Origin of the sequence: Paractinoplanes brasiliensis (genome assembly GCF_004362215.1) — a bacterium.
GTDB classification, from domain to species: domain Bacteria; phylum Actinomycetota; class Actinomycetes; order Mycobacteriales; family Micromonosporaceae; genus Actinoplanes; species Actinoplanes brasiliensis.
On the sequence record NZ_SNWR01000001.1, the window covers coordinates 2,646,112 to 2,661,542 of the forward strand.

At 70.0% G+C, this 15,431-nt stretch carries 15 protein-coding genes; 6 read left to right on the forward strand and 9 right to left on the reverse strand.

The annotated features are described in order from the left end of the window. The first annotated feature begins 71 nt into the window (after nucleotides 1-71). From C8E87_RS11700 to C8E87_RS11710, 3 genes are read left to right on the forward strand one after another with little or no spacing between them, the layout of a single operon-like run. Nucleotides 72-848 carry a DeoR/GlpR family DNA-binding transcription regulator gene (locus C8E87_RS11700; protein ID WP_133873124.1) on the forward strand — a complete coding sequence of 259 codons (777 nt, stop codon included), beginning with the start codon at nucleotides 72-74 and terminating at the stop codon, nucleotides 846-848. Next, the gene (gene galT / locus C8E87_RS11705) at nucleotides 845-1,933 is read left to right on the forward strand and encodes a galactose-1-phosphate uridylyltransferase (RefSeq protein ID WP_133873125.1); all 1,089 of its coding nucleotides are present in this window, start codon (nucleotides 845-847) and stop codon (nucleotides 1,931-1,933) included. The genes C8E87_RS11700 and galT overlap by 4 nt, the downstream gene beginning before the upstream one ends. Further along, the gene (locus C8E87_RS11710) at nucleotides 1,933-2,271 is read left to right on the forward strand and encodes a TraR/DksA family transcriptional regulator (protein WP_133873126.1); all 339 of its coding nucleotides are present in this window, start codon (nucleotides 1,933-1,935) and stop codon (nucleotides 2,269-2,271) included. Before galT ends, C8E87_RS11710 begins: the two co-directional genes overlap by 1 nt. Nucleotides 2,272-2,704: 433 nt before the next feature. Here the strand turns inward: C8E87_RS11710 and C8E87_RS11715 are convergent, their stop codons facing one another. Further along, nucleotides 2,705-3,922, reverse strand: a complete 1,218-nt coding sequence (locus tag C8E87_RS11715) for an NADP-dependent isocitrate dehydrogenase (RefSeq protein WP_133873127.1) — start codon at nucleotides 3,920-3,922, stop codon at nucleotides 2,705-2,707. 482 nt (nucleotides 3,923-4,404) lie between these two features. Between C8E87_RS11715 and C8E87_RS11720 the strand changes: the two genes are divergently transcribed. Then, a complete protein-coding gene (locus C8E87_RS11720) occupies nucleotides 4,405-5,202 on the forward strand; it encodes an MBL fold metallo-hydrolase (RefSeq protein WP_133873128.1) in 798 nt (265 codons plus the stop codon). Between the two features lie 117 nt (nucleotides 5,203-5,319). Here the strand turns inward: C8E87_RS11720 and mdh are convergent, their stop codons facing one another. The 4 genes from mdh to purN all read right to left on the reverse strand — a co-directional run bounded on the left by mdh (nucleotide 5,320) and on the right by purN (nucleotide 9,136). Further along, entirely contained in the window at nucleotides 5,320-6,270 is a 951-nt protein-coding gene (mdh, locus tag C8E87_RS11725) for a malate dehydrogenase (protein WP_133873129.1), read from the reverse strand. 90 nt (nucleotides 6,271-6,360) lie between these two features. Then, nucleotides 6,361-6,954: a pentapeptide repeat-containing protein gene (locus C8E87_RS11730; RefSeq protein WP_133873130.1), complete on the reverse strand. Its 594-nt coding sequence runs from the start codon at nucleotides 6,952-6,954 to the stop codon at nucleotides 6,361-6,363. Beyond that, on the reverse strand, nucleotides 6,954-8,522 hold the full coding sequence (gene purH, locus C8E87_RS11735; RefSeq protein ID WP_133873131.1) for a bifunctional phosphoribosylaminoimidazolecarboxamide formyltransferase/IMP cyclohydrolase: 1,569 nt from the start codon (nucleotides 8,520-8,522) through the stop codon (nucleotides 6,954-6,956). Before purH ends, C8E87_RS11730 begins: the two co-directional genes overlap by 1 nt. Continuing rightward, a complete protein-coding gene (gene purN / locus C8E87_RS11740; protein WP_133873132.1) occupies nucleotides 8,519-9,136 on the reverse strand; it encodes a phosphoribosylglycinamide formyltransferase in 618 nt (205 codons plus the stop codon). Before purN ends, purH begins: the two co-directional genes overlap by 4 nt. A gap of 148 nt (nucleotides 9,137-9,284) precedes the next feature. On the opposite strand from purN, the gene C8E87_RS11745 reads away from it, so the two are divergent. Next, nucleotides 9,285-9,629: a DUF4190 domain-containing protein gene (locus tag C8E87_RS11745; protein ID WP_203720487.1), complete on the forward strand. Its 345-nt coding sequence runs from the start codon at nucleotides 9,285-9,287 to the stop codon at nucleotides 9,627-9,629. A gap of 43 nt (nucleotides 9,630-9,672) precedes the next feature. On the opposite strand, the gene C8E87_RS11750 is transcribed toward C8E87_RS11745, so the two are convergent. The 4 genes from C8E87_RS11750 to icmB all read right to left on the reverse strand — a co-directional run bounded on the left by C8E87_RS11750 (nucleotide 9,673) and on the right by icmB (nucleotide 14,225). Beyond that, on the reverse strand, nucleotides 9,673-11,106 hold the full coding sequence (locus C8E87_RS11750) for a cell division protein PerM (RefSeq protein WP_133873133.1): 1,434 nt from the start codon (nucleotides 11,104-11,106) through the stop codon (nucleotides 9,673-9,675). 113 nt (nucleotides 11,107-11,219) lie between these two features. Continuing rightward, nucleotides 11,220-12,101 carry a succinate--CoA ligase subunit alpha gene (gene sucD / locus C8E87_RS11755; protein WP_133873134.1) on the reverse strand — a complete coding sequence of 294 codons (882 nt, stop codon included), beginning with the start codon at nucleotides 12,099-12,101 and terminating at the stop codon, nucleotides 11,220-11,222. Between the two features lie 5 nt (nucleotides 12,102-12,106). Further along, nucleotides 12,107-13,285 (reverse strand): ADP-forming succinate--CoA ligase subunit beta, encoded by a 1,179-nt coding sequence (sucC, locus tag C8E87_RS11760; RefSeq protein ID WP_133873135.1) that lies wholly within the window; start codon nucleotides 13,283-13,285, stop codon nucleotides 12,107-12,109. A gap of 535 nt (nucleotides 13,286-13,820) precedes the next feature. Then, nucleotides 13,821-14,225, reverse strand: a complete 405-nt coding sequence (icmB, locus tag C8E87_RS11765) for a coenzyme B12-dependent isobutyryl CoA mutase small subunit (RefSeq protein ID WP_133873136.1) — start codon at nucleotides 14,223-14,225, stop codon at nucleotides 13,821-13,823. Nucleotides 14,226-14,613: 388 nt separating this feature from the next. Between icmB and C8E87_RS11770 the strand changes: the two genes are divergently transcribed. Continuing rightward, complete coding sequence (locus C8E87_RS11770) at nucleotides 14,614-15,351, forward strand: M23 family metallopeptidase (protein WP_133873137.1); 738 nt, start codon at nucleotides 14,614-14,616, stop codon at nucleotides 15,349-15,351. The last annotated feature ends 80 nt before the right edge of the window (nucleotides 15,352-15,431 follow it).

Sequence of the window (15,431 nt, forward strand, 5' to 3'; positions counted from 1 at the left end):
CGCTCACGCCCATACGCCAGGTAGTGTTCGGGCGTGTTCGATTTAGTGCGGTTCCCGGCGGAGGTCCGCTGATGCTTGCTCAGCAGCGCCAGGCAGCCATTCTCGACCGGGTCCGGGCCGCCGGCGGCGTCCGGGTCAGCGAGCTCGCCGCAGAATACGGCGTCTCCGACATGACCATCCGCCGCGACCTCGAGTCGCTGGCCGACCGCGGCCTGCTGGCGAAGGTACACGGCGGGGCGACAACGGTCAGCCCGGGCTCGGCCCACGAGCCCGGTTTCGCGGCGAAGAGCGTGCGCCAGCGTACTGAGAAAGCGGCCATGGCCATGCGGGCCGCCTCGCTGGTCTCCCCCGGCGACGCGATCGCGCTCTCCGCGGGCACCACCACTGCCGGCCTCGCCCAGCGCCTGGTCGACGTCCCCGCGCTGACCGTGGTCACCAACTCGATCCCGGTCGCCGACGTCTTCTACCGCGCCGGCCGCCCCGACCAGACCGTGGTGCTGACCGGCGGCACCCGTACGCCCTCGGACGCGCTGGTCGGCCCGGTGGCGGTCGCCGCGATCGGCACGCTCCACCTCGACATGCTGTTCCTCGGCGTGCACGGGATGAGCGAGCGGGCCGGCTACACCACGCCCAACCTGATGGAGGCCGACGTCAATCGTGCCCTCGTCGAGGCGGCCGAACGCCTCGTCGTGCTGGCCGACCACACCAAGTGGGGCACGGTGGGCATCTCCTCGATCGTCCCGCTCGAACGAGCCGACGTGCTGATCACCGACGACGGGCTCGACGACGCCGCCCGCACCCTGCTGTCCGAGACGGTCCCCGAGCTTGTGGTTGTGAGCGCGCAGTGAGTTTCAAAAGCCGTACGGCGATCCGTCTGTCCGACGGTCGTGAGCTGATCTACTTCAACGAGGAGGCGCAGACCCACCGGGCCGACCACCCGGACACCCGGCAGCTGCCGCCCCCGCCGCCGACGTCGCAGCTGCGGTACGACCCGCTGGTCGACGAGTGGGTGGCCGTCGCCGCGCACCGGCAGACCCGTACGTTCCTGCCGCCGAGCGACGCCTGCCCGCTGTGCCCGACCACCGAGCGGTTCGCCAGTGAGATCCCCGCGCCCGACTACGACGTCGTCGTCTTCGAAAACCAGTTCCCGTCGTTCAGCGACCGGGTGGCCGCCGACGAGATCACCGAGGTCACTCCCCTCGTGCCGGTGCGTCCCGGCGTCGGGCGGTGCGAGGTCGTGTGCTTCACGAGCGATCACAACAGCTCGTTCGGCGCCTTGACCCCTTCCCGCGTACGGACGGTGGTCGACGCCCTGGCCGACCGGACAGCTGAGCTGTCCACGCTGGAGGGTGTGGCGCAGGTCTTCCCGTTCGAGAACAGGGGCGTCGAGATCGGCGTGACGCTGCACCACCCGCACGGCCAGATCTACGCGTTCCCGACAGTGCCGTCGCGCACCCGGGCCATGCTGGCCGCATCGCGGGCCTACCTGGCGCGCACCGGCCGTGATCTGTACACCGATGTGCTGGCGGCCGAACGGGCCGACGGCGTACGGGTCGTCGCGGCCAACGAGCACTGGACGGCGTACGTGCCGGCGGCCGCGCGCTGGCCGTTCGAGGTGCAGCTGGCCCCGCACCGCAAGGTCGCCGACCTCCCGGCGCTGTCCGACGCCGAGCGGGACGCGTTCGGGCCGCTCTACCTCGACGTGCTGCGCCGCTTCGACGGCTTGTTCGGCCGGCCCATGCCGTACATCTCGGCCTGGCACCAGGCGGTCGTCGGGGAGGGCCGCGAGCTGGGTTACCTGCACCTGCAGCTGTTCAGCATCCGCCGGGCCGCCGACAAGTTGAAATACCTGGCCGGCTCGGAGTCGGCGATGGGCTTCTTCGTCAACGACATCGTGCCCGAGCGAGCCGCCCAGCTGCTGCGCGAGATCTGATGGACCACCGCGCAGCCCTGCTCGGCCTGCGCAGCCGCGCGGTAGCCGAGATCGCGACCCTCGACGCCGATCTGCACGCGCTGTTCGAGGCGTCGCGGTCCGACAACGCCGACGACGAGCACGACCCCGAGGGCGCGACCATCGCGTACGAACGGGCCCAGCTGACGTCCGTCCTCAGCGCCGCCCGCGCCCAGCTGTCCGCGGTCGAGGAGGCGCTGTCCCGCCTGGACGCCGGCACGTACGGGGTCTGCGAGTCGTGCGGGCGGCCGATCCCGGACGAGCGCCTGGAGATCCGGCCGTTCGCGACCACCTGCGTTTCCTGCGCGAGCCGTCGCTGACCTGCTTCGTTTCCAGCAGTGGCCATCGTCGGCCCATGGTCGGCGCATCGCTGGCGCATCGTCGGCGCGTCGCTGGCGCGTCGCTGGCACATCGTCGGCGCATCGTCGGCACATCGTCGGCGCATCGTCGGCGCATCGTCGGCGCGGAGTTTTCCACAGGCTGTGGACAGAGGGGCGGGGGGCCCGGGACAGGACCCCCCGCAGGAAGGGACGGCAGGCGCGTGCGGGCGCCTACGCAGGTCACGAGCGCCGCAGGGAACCGGTCGGCGCCCGGGACAAGGCGGCCGGACCGGTGGGCGACCCCTCGGCGTCGCGATCGTCATCCGTTCTGTCATGAGAAACGACGCGTATAACCACAGGTTACGCAAATAAACATGCGATTCGCCGCATGAAAAGGGCCGCCGAGGGTGTTCCCGGCGGCCCTTCACGGTGCTCAGGCGCCGAGCTTGCGCGCCAGGTTCTCGTCGAGCGCGTTCATGAACTCGTCGGTCGACAGCCACGGGGCGTCGCGCGAGATCAGCAGCGCGAGGTCCTTGGTCATCTGGCCGCCCTCGACCGTCTCGACGCAGACCTTCTCGAGCGTCTCGGCGAACTCGGTCACCGCGGGGGTGCCGTCGAGGACACCGCGGTGCTTGAGGCCACCGGTCCAGGCGAAGATCGACGCGATCGGGTTGGTCGACGTCTTCTCGCCCTTCTGCCACTGGCGGTAGTGCCGGGTGACAGTGCCGTGCGCGGCCTCGGCCTCGACGGTCTTGCCGTCCGGCGTCATCAGCACCGAGGTCATCAGGCCGAGCGAGCCGAAGCCCTGGGCCACCGTGTCGGACTGCACGTCACCGTCGTAGTTCTTGCAGGCCCAGACGTAGCCGCCCTCCCACTTGAGCGCGGCGGCGACCATGTCGTCGATCAGCCGGTGCTCGTAGGTGAGGCCGGCCGCCTTGAACTGGTCGGCGAACTCGGTCTCGAAGATCTCGGCGAACAGGTCCTTGAACCGGCCGTCGTACGCCTTGAGGATCGTGTTCTTCGTCGACAGGTAGACCGGGTAGTTGCGGGCCAGGCCGTAGCGGAACGAGGCGCGCGCGAAGTCGCGGATCGACTCGTCGTAGTTGTACATCGCCATCGCGACGCCGCCACCCGGGTAGTCGGCGACGTGGAACTCCATCGGCGCCGAGCCGTCCTCGGGGGTGAACGTGACGGTCAGCTTGCCCGCGCTCGGCACCACGAAGTCGGTGGCCTTGTACTGGTCGCCGTGGGCGTGACGGCCGATGATGATCGGCTTCGTCCAGCCCGGCACCAGCCGCGGCACGTTCTGCATGATGATCGGCTCGCGGAAGACGACGCCGCCGAGGATGTTGCGGATCGTGCCGTTGGGCGACCGCCACATCTTCTTGAGGCCGAACTCCTCGACGCGGGCCTCGTCCGGGGTGATCGTGGCGCACTTGACGCCGACGCCGTGCCGCTTGATGGCGTTGGCCGCGTCGATCGTCACCTGGTCGTCGGTCTCGTCGCGGTACTGGATCGACAGGTCGTAATACTCGAGCGGGACGTCCAGGTAGGGCAGGATCAGCTGCTCCCGGATCTGCTTCCAGATGATGCGGGTCATCTCGTCGCCGTCGAGCTCCACGACCGGGTTTGTGACCTTGATTTTCGCCATGCGGCCGGCGCTCCTCTCCCGAAAACCGTGCTTAGCAGTACGAGCGTACTGCAGGACCCTTCGCGTTCGCCGGGCGACCCCGGCCCGGTTCCCCGGCGGCCGGAGCACCAGTCCCAGTCTGGCCTCTCCCGGACGCGCTGTGACCAGAACGCGGCCGCATCGACCAATGCCACTCCCGGAATGGCCGTTCGCCTGCGCGTCAGGACCGCTGTTGCGCCGACCGCGGCCGCCCCCGCGCGCCGAGGCGGGTGCTCCCGTTCAGGAGCACGCGGCCATGGTTGTCCACAACCCCCGCCACGCCCCCTTGACAGGGGATAGTCTCTCCATCACCCCCAGGGTGGGGGTTTGGGATGGCTGCTCCGCATGGGAAAACCGACAAAACCGGCTGCAGGGGGTGGCGATCTGGCCCTGGTCGTGGTCAGCGCGGGAAGTCTGACGGTTGCCTGCTGCGGACGGGCTGATCGCCCGCCCAGAATGGTGGGATGGCGCTGACCCGATCGATCGGACCCATCACTGTCATCGCTGTCGAGGATGCCGCTGGGCCATACTTCGGGCCGCGCTCGGAGGCCTTTCCGACGGCGACCGCCGAGCAGTGGGCCGTAGCCGACGCGCTCGACCCGGCAGCGCGTACGGGGGATGGCGAGTGGCTGCTGCGGTTCCGGAGTTATGCCGTACGCGTCGGAAACGGCCCCGTGATTCTCGTCGACGCGGGTATCGGGCCGGCAGGCTCACTGGCCGCCGACTGGGCGCCGGTGCCGGGGCGCCTCCCCGAAGCGCTGGCCGAGGCGGGCATCGAGCCGGGTGACGTGTCGGCCATCGTGCTGACCCACCTGCACAACGATCACATGGGGTGGGCGGTGCCGCGCGATTCGCCGTTCACCGAGGCGCGCGTGGTGGCGCATCAGGACGACCTCGACCTGTACGCCGCCAACCGTGAGCATGCCGGGCAGCACGACCTGCTCGTCGAGCCCTTGCGTGCGGCCGGGCGGCTCGAGGCGCTCGACGGCGAGCGGCTGCTGGCTCCGGGCGTACGGGTGGTGCCGACTCCCGGTCACACTCCGGGGCATCAGTCGGTGTGGGTCGAGGCGGGTGGCGATTCGCTGTTGGTCACCGGCGATCTCCTGGTCCACGCCATCCAACTGGTCAATCCCGATCTGCCGTACGCCGGTGACACCGACCCGGCGCGGGCCGGCGCAACCCGGGAGGCGGCACTCGCCGAGGCGCGGAGGCGGGGAGCGACGCTGGCCGTCTCGCACGTCGGGCCGGAGTTCATCTCATGAGCGTGAGATGGACGGGCGCGAAGGGCCCATAACGCGCTGCATGCGTCTGCCGCTCGGCCGGGTCGTGTACGAGGAAAGGCCGGAACCGAAGTCCCGGCCTTTCCTCACGACGGCGAATCAGAGGTTCGCGACGTCCGCCTGCTTGGCGCGCACGGCCTCGGCGGCCTCCTTGAGACCGGCCAGCTCGGTGTCGGTCAGCTTGTCCTCGACGACCTTCTTGATGCCCTCGGCGCCGATCTGGGCCTCGACACCCAGGTAGACGCCGGAGATGCCGTACTCGCCCTCGACCCAGGCGCACACCGGCAGCACGGCGCCGGAGTCCTCGACCACGGCCTTGGCCATGCGGGCGGCGGCGGCCGACGGGGCGTAGTAGGCAGAACCGGTCTTGAGCAGCGCGACGACCTCGGCGCCACCGTTGCGGGTGCGGACGACGAGCTCCTCGATCTTGTCGGCCGGGAGCAGGTCGGACAGCGGCTTGCCGTCGACGGTGCAGCGCGACGGCACCGGCACCATGGTGTCGCCGTGCGAGCCCAGCGTGAGCGCCTTGACGCTCTTGACCGGCACGCCCAGGGTCTCGGCGATCGAGTTGGTGAAGCGGGCCGTGTCGAGCACGCCGGCCTGGCCGAACACCCTGTTCTTGGGGAACTGGGTGGCGAGCTGGGCGAGCGCGGTCATCTCGTCGACCGGGTTCGAGACCACGATGACGACGGCGTTGGGGGCGTACTTGGCGATGTTCTCGGCGACCTGGCGCACGATCTTGGCGTTGACCTCGAGCAGGTCCATGCGGCTCATGCCCGGCTTGCGCGGCAGGCCCGCGGTGACCACGACGACGTCCGAGCCCTCGATGGCCTCGTAGCCCTCGCCGTTGGGGCCGGTGGTGACGCCGACGACCTTGGTCTCGAAGCCCTCGATCGGCCGGGACTGGTTCATGTCGAGCGCCAGACCGGCCGGCTTGCCGTCGATGATGTCGGTGAGCACAACGGTGGAGAAGATGTCGTACTCGGCCAGACGCTGCGCGGTCGTCGAGCCGTAGAAACCGGCGCCTACGACGGTTACCTTCTTGCCCATAGCTCTTCCACTCCCAGCTTCCAGGGACGATTTTTCCGGACGCTATCAGTCGGTTACCGGCGTATTACCGGCCGGTCGCCGTAACGCGAGTTAAGCCACTGTCGCGCCGTACGCGACGGCGAACTGCACCGCCTGCCCCATGTCGATCTTCGCGCCGGCGATGTCGACCCCGCGCAGCTCGACCCCGTCGAGGTCGGCGCCGCGCAGGTCCGCGCCCTTGAGGATCACGTCGGTGAGCCGGGCGTTGGACAGGTCGGCCCCGCGCAGGTCGGCCCGGCTCAGGTCGGCGCCGGCCAGGTCGGCCTCCCGCAACCGTAGTCCGCCGAGCCCGACACCGGTCAGGTTCTGGCGGCTCAGCGAGACGAAACCCCAATCGCCGCCGGTGATCCGGATCGGTCGCAGCCCGCACTCGACGAACCGCGAGCCGGTCAGCTTGCAGTCGGTCAGCTCGGCGTCGAAGAAGGAGCAGCGCTGCAGGGTGGACTGCAGGATCGCCACCCGTTCGAGCACGGCCGCGTTGAACCGGACGTTGCCGAACGTGCAGTTGGTGAAGACGCAGCCGGTCAGCCGCGCCTCCGACCAGTCGACGTCGTGGAACGCGCAGTCCTCGTACCGGACACCGGCCACCTCCTCCAGCGCCCAGTCCTGGCCGCGGAAGGTGGTGTCCTGGACGAGATCGGTCATCAGCCGTGGTAGAAGTGCCGGGTGCCGGTGAGGTAGACGGTGATGCCTGCCTTCGCCGCCGCCTCGATCACCACGTCGTCGCGGATCGAGCCGCCGGGCTGCACGACGGCCTTGACACCCGCCGCGATCAGCACCTCGAGCCCGTCGGGGAACGGGAAGAACGCGTCGGACGCGGCCACGCTGCCCTTGGCCCGGTCGGCGCCGGCCCGGTTGACCGCCAGGTGCGCCGAGTCGACCCGGTTGACCTGGCCCATACCGACACCCACGGTCGCGCCGTCACGCGCCAGCAGGATCGCGTTGCTCTTGACGCTGCGGATGGCCCGCCAGGCGAACGCGAGGTCGGCCAGGTCGTCGGCCGTGGCGGGTTCGCCGGTCGCCAGCGTCCAGTTGGCCGGGTCGTCGCCGGGCGCGTCGATCCGGTCGGCCGTCTGCACCAGCATGCCGCCACCGACCTGCTTGACCTCGGCCGCGGCCGGGGCCCAGGCGGGGGCGATGAGCACGCGCAGCTTCTTCTTGGCGCGGAAGATGTCGAGCGCGGCCTCCTCGTAGGCCGGGGCGACGATCACCTCGGTGAAGATGCCGTCGAGCTGCTTGGCCAGGGCCTCGGTGACCACGCGGTTGGCCGCGATGACCCCGCCGAACGCCGAGACCGGGTCGCAGTCGTTGGCCTTGCGGTGCGCGTCGGCGATGTCGGCGCCGACCGCGATGCCGCACGGGTTGGCGTGCTTGATGATGGCCACGCAGGGCTCGTCGAAGTCGTTGGCGCTGCGCCAGGCGGCGTCCGCGTCGACGTAGTTGTTGAACGACAGCTCGCCGCCGTGCACCAGTTCGGCCTGGGCCAGCCCGGCCGGAGCGTTCGGGTCGACGTAGAGCGCGGCTTGCTGGTGCGGGTTCTCGCCGTAGCGCAGGGTGTTCTGCTTCTTGAGGGCGACACCGGCGAACGCGGCGAAGCCGGCTTCCTCGACGAGGGTGCTCGCCGTCCAGTTGGCCACGGCCACGTCGTACTCGGCGATGTCGGCGAAGGCCCGGGCCGCGAGCGCCTTCCGCTGGGTCAGCGTGAAGCCGCCGTTCTCCAGAGCTTCCAGGATCAGCCCGTACGCCTCCACGGACGTGACCACGGCGACCGAGGGGTGATTTTTCGCGGCCGCGCGCACCATGGCCGGGCCGCCGATGTCGATCTGCTCGACGCACTCGTCGACGCTCGCGCCCGACGCCACCGTCTGCGTGAACGGGTAGAGGTTGCTGACCAGCAGCTCGAACGGCTGGACGTCGAGCTCGGCCAGCTGCGTGGCGTGGCTGTCGAGCCGCAGGTCGGCCAGCAGGCCGGCGTGCACGCGGGGGTGCAGCGTCTTGACCCGGCCGTCGAGGGTCTCGGGGAAGCCGGTGAGCTGCTCGACCCGGGTGACAGGGACGCCGGCCGCCTCGACGGTGGAGGCGGTCGAGCCGGTGGAGACGATCTCGACACCGGCGGCGGCGAGCGCCTGGGCCAGCTCGACGAGGCCGGTCTTGTCGTACACGCTCAGCAGCGCCCGCTTGATCGGCCGGCGGCCCTCGTCAAGGGTCGTCATGGAATGCGTACCTTTCTGTTCTCGATGGTCCAGCCCTCGCGCACCAGACGGCCGACGTACTCGACCAGCTGGGCCCGCTCGGCCACCTTGATCCGCTCGGTCAGCGTGTCCTCGGTGTCGTCGTCGAGCACGGGAACAGCGACCTGGGCGATGATCGGTCCGGTGTCGACACCGGCGTCGACGAAGAAGAGCGTCGCGCCGGCGATCTTGACGCCGTAGGCGAGCGCGTCACGCGGGCCGTGGATGCCGGGGAACGACGGCAGCAGCGCGTTGTGCGTGTTGATGTAGCGGTCGCCGAACGCGGCCAGGAACCGCGGCCCGACCAGCTTGAGAAAGCCGGCCGAGACGACCAGGTCGGGCTTGAACTCGGAGACGTGGGCGGCGAGGGCGGCGTCCCAGTCGTCACGCGTCTCGTAGGCCTTCACCGAGTCGACGAAGGTCGGCACACCGGCGGCCGCGGCCCGGTCGAGACCGGCGATGCCGTCACGGTCGGCGCCCACGGCCACGACCTGGGCGCCGTAGGCGGGCTCGGCGGAGGCGTCGAGCAGTGCCTGCAGGTTGCTGCCCGAACCCGAGACGAGGACGACCAGGCGGGCGGGCGCGGGGTCGGTCACCTGAGCACCCTATCGCCGTGCCCCCGAAAGGCCGACAACGGGTGGGCCGATGGGCAGGCGAAACAGCTGATCATCGGTTACGCTGCCGGTCCTCAGAGATTCGATTCGCACGCATGGCTGGTCGCCATATCCACAGGAGGAACAGCTCTTGACTACCCCACCCCCGTACTACGGTCCCCCTGGCGGCGAGCCGGGCGGGGCGCCGGCAACTCCGGAGAACACCCAGGGCCTCGTCGGCATGATCCTCGGCATCGTCGCGATCCCGCTGGTCTGCTGCTTCTACCTCGGCATTCCGCTGGGCATCGCGGGCGCGATCGTCAGCTGGCTCGGCCTGCAGAAGGCGAACGCGGGCCGCGCCACCAACCGCAGCCAGGCCATGGCCGGTCTCATCTGCGGCGCGATCGCCGCGGTGCTCGGCATCGCCCTGCTGATCTGGGCGGTCACCGCGGGCAGCAGCATCAACTGGGAAGACTTCCAGAACTCGAACAACTGAGTTCCGTTCATCGGGAAAGGGCGTCCGGCCGGGCGCCCTTTTCTCATGCCTTCGGCACCGGGCGTAACGCTTTCGCGGCGGACGCGCCCACGGCCGCCGAGACTCCGAGCACGGCGGCCGCCACGAGGCCGACCGCCCACGGGTCGGGCCCGATGGTGGCCATCCGGCCGTCGCCGAGCGGCCCGCCGGAGAATTCGGCTAGCAGGCCCAGCACCAGGCCGGCGACAGGACCGGCGAGCAGACCGCCGCCGATGACGATCGGCCACCTGGGAGCGGCCTTCCCGTCGTGTGCCTCGCGGCTGAGGCGCAACATCATCAGCCACCCCGCGGCCAGGCCGGCCAGCACGGGCAGCGCCAGCAGCAGGGCGCCGGTCGCCCCCATCGGGCCGTTGGGCAACCCGGCCAGCAGCGGCAGGGTGGGCAGCGGGCCGACGGTCACCTCGGTGAGGCGGACGACCGAGCCCGTGCCGAGCGCGAAGCCGGGCCCGAGCAGGTAGGCCGCCGCCCAGATCGCGCCGTTCACCCCGTACGCGAGGCTGACGAGGGTGATGCCGGCCTGCCCGGCCACGCCGGTGCGATACGCCGAGATCATGTCGGCCGCCTGTCCGCCGCCGAACGCGACCGAGAGCCCGGCGACCCCCGCGCCCGCGGCCACCACGAACAGGGCCACCACCATTCCCGTACGCAAGCCGTGGCGCAGCGGTGTGGGCAGGCGCGCCGCCCACACGCTGAGCGCGTCGGTGCCACGCAGCGAGCCGACGAGCGAGCCGAGCCCGCCGATCAGGAAGAAGTTGAGCGCCGCCCGGCCCGCGGTGACCTCGGTGCCCCGCCCGTCGACCAGCAGCGCGCAGATCGAGCCGAGCAGCGAATAGCCCAGGGCGATCGCGAACGCCACGGACAGCGCCCGCGCCGTCGAGCCGGAGCGGCGGGCGCCGACGGCCCGGGTGACATGCAGGCCGGCCCGGTTGAGCCGCCAGGCGACGAGCATGCTGAGCAGCAGCGGGGGCAGGCCGAGGGAGCCGATCGAGGTGCCGATGGGCACCCCGTGGCCGAGCAACCAGCTGGCCAGACCCGCGTGGGCGGCGCCGGCCAGGCCCCCGCTGCCCTCGAGCGTACGGGCGAGGCCGATGACGGCCGCGACCGGAAGATAGGACAGCAGGGCGGCCCAGAGCGTGGCGAAGGCGGCCGCCACCGGCAGCGGGGCACGGCTCGTACGCTGCGGCGGGCGGCGCTGCGCGGGCAGCTTGACCGTCTCGCGGCCGGCCTGCACCTTGTCGTCGACCAGGACGGTGCGCTGTTCCCTGGCCTCGGCCGCGTCGACGGCCTCGGTGGGCCGGTCGACAGCCTCGGTGGGCCGGTCGATGCCCTCGGCCGGGCGCTCGACGTCGACCGGCACGGTCTCGTGGGCGACCTGCGCCGCCTCGGCGACCGCGAAGGGGTCGTCCGAGTCCACGGGACGGTCGGGAGTGGTCGGCATCGGCGCCTACTTTTCCACGCCGGAGGCGGGCGGGCGACGCAGATACAACGGCGCGCCGTCATTCGGGTCGCGGGGACCCGGACGACGACGCGCCGATCGCATGGCGTGCAGCGTCAGCTCATGATCTCGCGCATGAGCCGGGCGGTCTCGCTCGGCGTCTTGCCGACCTTGACGCCCGCGGCCTCGAGGGCCTCCTTCTTGGCGTCCGCGGTGCCCGCGGAGCCCGAGATGATCGCGCCGGCGTGGCCCATGGTCTTGCCGGGCGGGGCGGTGAAGCCGGCGATGTAACCGATCACCGGCTTGGTGACGTTGGCCTTGATGAACTCGGCGGCCCGCTCCTCGGCGTCGCCGCCGATCTCACCGATCATGACGATGGCGTCGGTGTCCGGGTCGTCCTGGAACGCCTTGAGCGCATCGATGTGGGTGGTGCCGATGATCGGGTCGCCACCGATGCCGACGGCCGTCGAGAAGCCGAAGTCACGCAGCTCGTACATGAGCTGGTAGGTCAGCGTGCCGCTCTTGCTGACCAGGCCGATGCGCCCGCCCGGGGTGATGTCGGCCGGGATGATGCCGGCGTTGCTGGCGCCCGGCGACGCGATGCCCGGGCAGTTCGGGCCGATGATCCGGGTCTTCTGACCACGGTCCAGGTTGTAGGCCCAGAAGGCGGCCGAGTCCTGCACCGGCACGCCCTCGGTGATGACCACGGCGAGCGGGATCTCGGCGTCGATGGCCTCGACGACCGCGGCCTTGGTGAACGCGGGCGGCACGAAGATGACCGACACGTCGGCGCCGGTCTCCTTGATGGCCTCGGCCACCGACGCGAACACCGGGAGCGCCGTGCCGTCGAAGTCGACGGTCGTTCCGGCCTTGCGCGGGTTCACGCCGCCGACCACGTTGGTGCCCGCGGCGAGCATGCGCCGGGTGTGCTTCGAGCCTTCCGAGCCGGTCATGCCCTGAACGATGACCTTGGAGTCCTTGGTGAGCCAGATTGCCATGAAAGTCACTTCCCCGCAGCCGCGAGCTCGGCGGCCCGCGCGGCCGCTCCATCCATCGTGTCTACTCGCTCGACCAGCGGGTTGTTCGCGCGATCGAGGATGGCCCGGCCGGCCTCGGCGTTGTTGCCGTCGAGACGCACCACGAGCGGCTTGGTGACCTGCTCGCCGCGCTCGCCCAGCAGGGCGAGGGCCTGGACGATGCCGTTGGCGACCTCGTCACAAGCGGTGATGCCGCCGAAGACGTTGACGAAGACCGACTTCACGGCGGGGTCGCCGAGCACGATCTCGAGGCCGTTCGCCATCACCTGGGCGCTGGCGCCGCCGCCGATGTCGAGGAAGTTGGCCGGCTTGACGTTGCCGTGCTGCTCACCCGCGTACGCCACCACGTCGAGGGTGGACATGACCAGGCCGGCGCCGTTGCCGATGATGCCGACCTCGCCGTCCAGCTTCACGTAGTTCAGGTTCTTGGCCTTCGCGGCCTGCTCCAGCGGGTCGACCGCGGACTGGTCGATCAACGCCTCGTGGTCGGGGTGCCGGAACGACGCGTTCTCGTCCAGGGTGACCTTGGCGTCGAGCGCGAGCACGCGGCCGTCGCCCACCTTGGCCAGCGGGTTGACCTCGACCAGGGTGGCGTCCTCGGCGACGAACGCCTGCCACAGCTTGACCGCGATGTCGGCGACCTGGTCGGCCACCTCGGCCGGGAACTTCGCCTGGGCGACGATCTCGCGGGCCTTGGCCTCGTCGACACCCTTGCTGGCGTCGATGGCGACCTTGGCCACCCGGTCCGGGTCCTCCTCGGCGACCTGCTCGATCTCCATACCGCCGGCGACGCTGGCGATGCAGAGGAACGTGCGGTTGGCGCGGTCGAGCAGGTAGGAGAAGTAGTACTCCTCCTTGATGTCGGCCGTCTCGGCCAGCATCACCTTGTGAACGGTGTGGCCCTTGATGTCCATGCCCAGGATGTCGGTCGCACGGGCCTCGGCCTCGTCGGGACCGCCGGCCAGCTTGACGCCGCCCGCCTTGCCCCGGCCGCCCACCTTGACCTGGGCCTTGACGACGACCTTGCCGCCGAGCCGCTCGGCGATCGCCCGGGCCTCCTGCGGGGTCTCAGCGACGCCACCGCCCAGCACGGGCAGCCCGTGCCGTTCGAAGAGGTCGCGCCCCTGATACTCGAACAGGTCCACGTGTCTCCTTTCGCTCGCGACGCCAAGCGCCGGCAAGCCGCACCATTGCGTCCCGACCTGTGTGCGCGGCGGCCTCTTGAGCGGCATCGCCGGCGTGAAGAATGAGGGTTGTTCAGGGCCAACCGTGACCAACAACGAGCCGCAGCCCTGCTGCCGAGGTCTCCACCGCCCTGAACAATCCTCACTGTCCGGCCCTGCGGGCCTTCATTCGCAGACTAGCGACCTGGGCACCCGCTACGGAGGCGCGGGTACGCGGTGTGCAAGACCGCACACCAGGTGCGCCCGGGACCGGCGTGACCGGAGTTGTCCCAGTGGTCCCTGAAATTTCCGCAGAAGCCGCGTAACCAGCCTGTCAGGGCCTCGTTGAGTGTGATGTCGGAGCGCTACGGCGCGGCGGCACGAAGGCGGCCGATGCCCTGTCGGTCGAGGGGTGGCGGCGGGGCATCGTGCATGGAGAGGCCGGACGTGTGAGGGGTGCGTCCGGCCTCTCCCCTTGCCTTGCCCTTTACCTACCCGGCTGACCAGTAACGGCTGGTCAGGCCACCGGTGAACTCACATTGGCGCGTACCCATTCGATGATGGACGCGGTAGTGGCGCCGGGAGTGAATATGCGGGCGACCCCGAGCTTTTCCAATTCGGCGATGTCGTCGGCCGGAATGATGCCGCCGCCGAATACGACGATGTCGGCTGCGTCACGTTCCGCCAACAGTTCAATTACTCGGCGGAACAACGTCATGTGCGCGCCGGACAAGACGGACAAACCGATCGCGTCGGCGTCCTCCTGAATAGCGGTCTCGACGATCTGTTCGGGCGTCTGATGCAGGCCGGTGTAGACGACCTCCATGCCGGCGTCCCGCAGCGCCCGGGCCACTACTTTCGCCCCGCGATCGTGCCCGTCCAGCCCCGGCTTCGCCACGACGACCCTGATCCGTGCCTGCATCCTGCCCCTCCGAGCGCTGACCGCGATGCCACCTGAACCAACGTTAACCCGAGCGGGGCCCAGGGGGTAGCAGGCCCGCCGAACACGTGATCACCTGCCGTGACGAGAAATGTATTCTGCGTCACCTCACTATCTGTTTTATAGGCCATTACTCCGCGTGCGCGAACAACTGCGCGAGGAAAGGTGACCAATTCGGACATTCGCTGCGCAATGCGGACCCGGAAGTGTCAGCGATTTGGCGCTTCGACTTGTGGGCCTGGGGCCATTTCGTTACCGTGGCTCCCGGCTGTCAACCAGTTAACGCTGATCTGACAGCCCCGACGAGCAGGGTCCACCGGAATTCCGGCGCCACGCTCGTCGCCGATTTGCCACCGACGGAGGGTTGTTCGTGCGCCAGCGCTTGTCGTCTGAGCCCGATCGCTATCGGGGTCGTCGTCGCGTACCCACCCCTCCGCGCAGCCGCTACGCCGTCGCTGTCACCGCGGCGTTCGCCGGCGCCGGTGTCGTCGCCATCGGAGCGGCCTCCAACTTCCCCGACCAGAAGAACGTCGACCCTCAGGCACTGCAGTCCCACGGCGCGGTTCAGTCGATCGACGACGCCATCGCCGATCGCGCCGCCGACGATGCCGCCTCCCGTGGCGACAGCCGCACCGAGACCGCCAAGACCAAGGTCAGCGCGGAAGAGGCCGCCGCCGACGTCTGGCTCCTCCCGATGGAGGACTACCAGTTCACTTCGGCGTACGGGGTTCGCTGGGGCAAGCTGCACGCCGGCATCGACCTGGCCGGTCCCGAGGGACTGCCCTACAAGGCGATCCACGCGGGCAAGGTCACCAAGGCCGGTTACTACGGCGGCTACGGCAACTCGATCACGATCGAGGACACCGAGGGCAACGAGGTCATCTACGCCCACTCGCGGCGACTGCTCGTCAAGGTGGGCGACGAGGTCAAGGCGGGCCAGGTGATCGGCCTGGTCGGCAACACGGGCGCCTCGTACGGCACCCACCTGCACCTCGAGATCCACGTCAACGGCACCCCGACCGACCCGATCCCGTTCCTGCGCGATCGCGGCGTCGACATCAAGCTTCGGGTCGAGTCGGTGTTCGCCGGCGTCGCCGCCGCTTCTTGATCACTGTGGTACCCGCCCGCGGGCGGTGAAATCCGCCGGGTGATGTGACCCCGGACACTCCCCTGGTTGCAACTCGGTTG

Excerpts from the sequence above, each read along its gene's own strand:
- C8E87_RS11710 (WP_133873126.1), top strand. The coding sequence starts at position 1,933 with ATGGACCACCGCGCAGCCCTGCTCGGCCTGCGCAGCCGCGCGGTAGCC.
- C8E87_RS11750 (WP_133873133.1), bottom strand. The coding sequence starts at position 11,106 with ATGCCGACCACTCCCGACCGTCCCGTGGACTCGGACGACCCCTTCGCG.
- mdh (WP_133873129.1), bottom strand. The coding sequence starts at position 6,270 with ATGGGCAAGAAGGTAACCGTCGTAGGCGCCGGTTTCTACGGCTCGACG.
- sucD (WP_133873134.1), bottom strand. The coding sequence starts at position 12,101 with ATGGCAATCTGGCTCACCAAGGACTCCAAGGTCATCGTTCAGGGCATG.
- purH (WP_133873131.1), bottom strand. The coding sequence starts at position 8,522 with ATGACGACCCTTGACGAGGGCCGCCGGCCGATCAAGCGGGCGCTGCTG.
- icmB (WP_133873136.1), bottom strand. The coding sequence starts at position 14,225 with ATGCAGGCACGGATCAGGGTCGTCGTGGCGAAGCCGGGGCTGGACGGG.
- C8E87_RS11715 (WP_133873127.1), bottom strand. The coding sequence starts at position 3,922 with ATGGCGAAAATCAAGGTCACAAACCCGGTCGTGGAGCTCGACGGCGAC.
- C8E87_RS11730 (WP_133873130.1), bottom strand. The coding sequence starts at position 6,954 with ATGACCGATCTCGTCCAGGACACCACCTTCCGCGGCCAGGACTGGGCG.
- C8E87_RS11720 (WP_133873128.1), top strand. The coding sequence starts at position 4,405 with ATGGCGCTGACCCGATCGATCGGACCCATCACTGTCATCGCTGTCGAG.
- C8E87_RS11700 (WP_133873124.1), top strand. The coding sequence starts at position 72 with ATGCTTGCTCAGCAGCGCCAGGCAGCCATTCTCGACCGGGTCCGGGCC.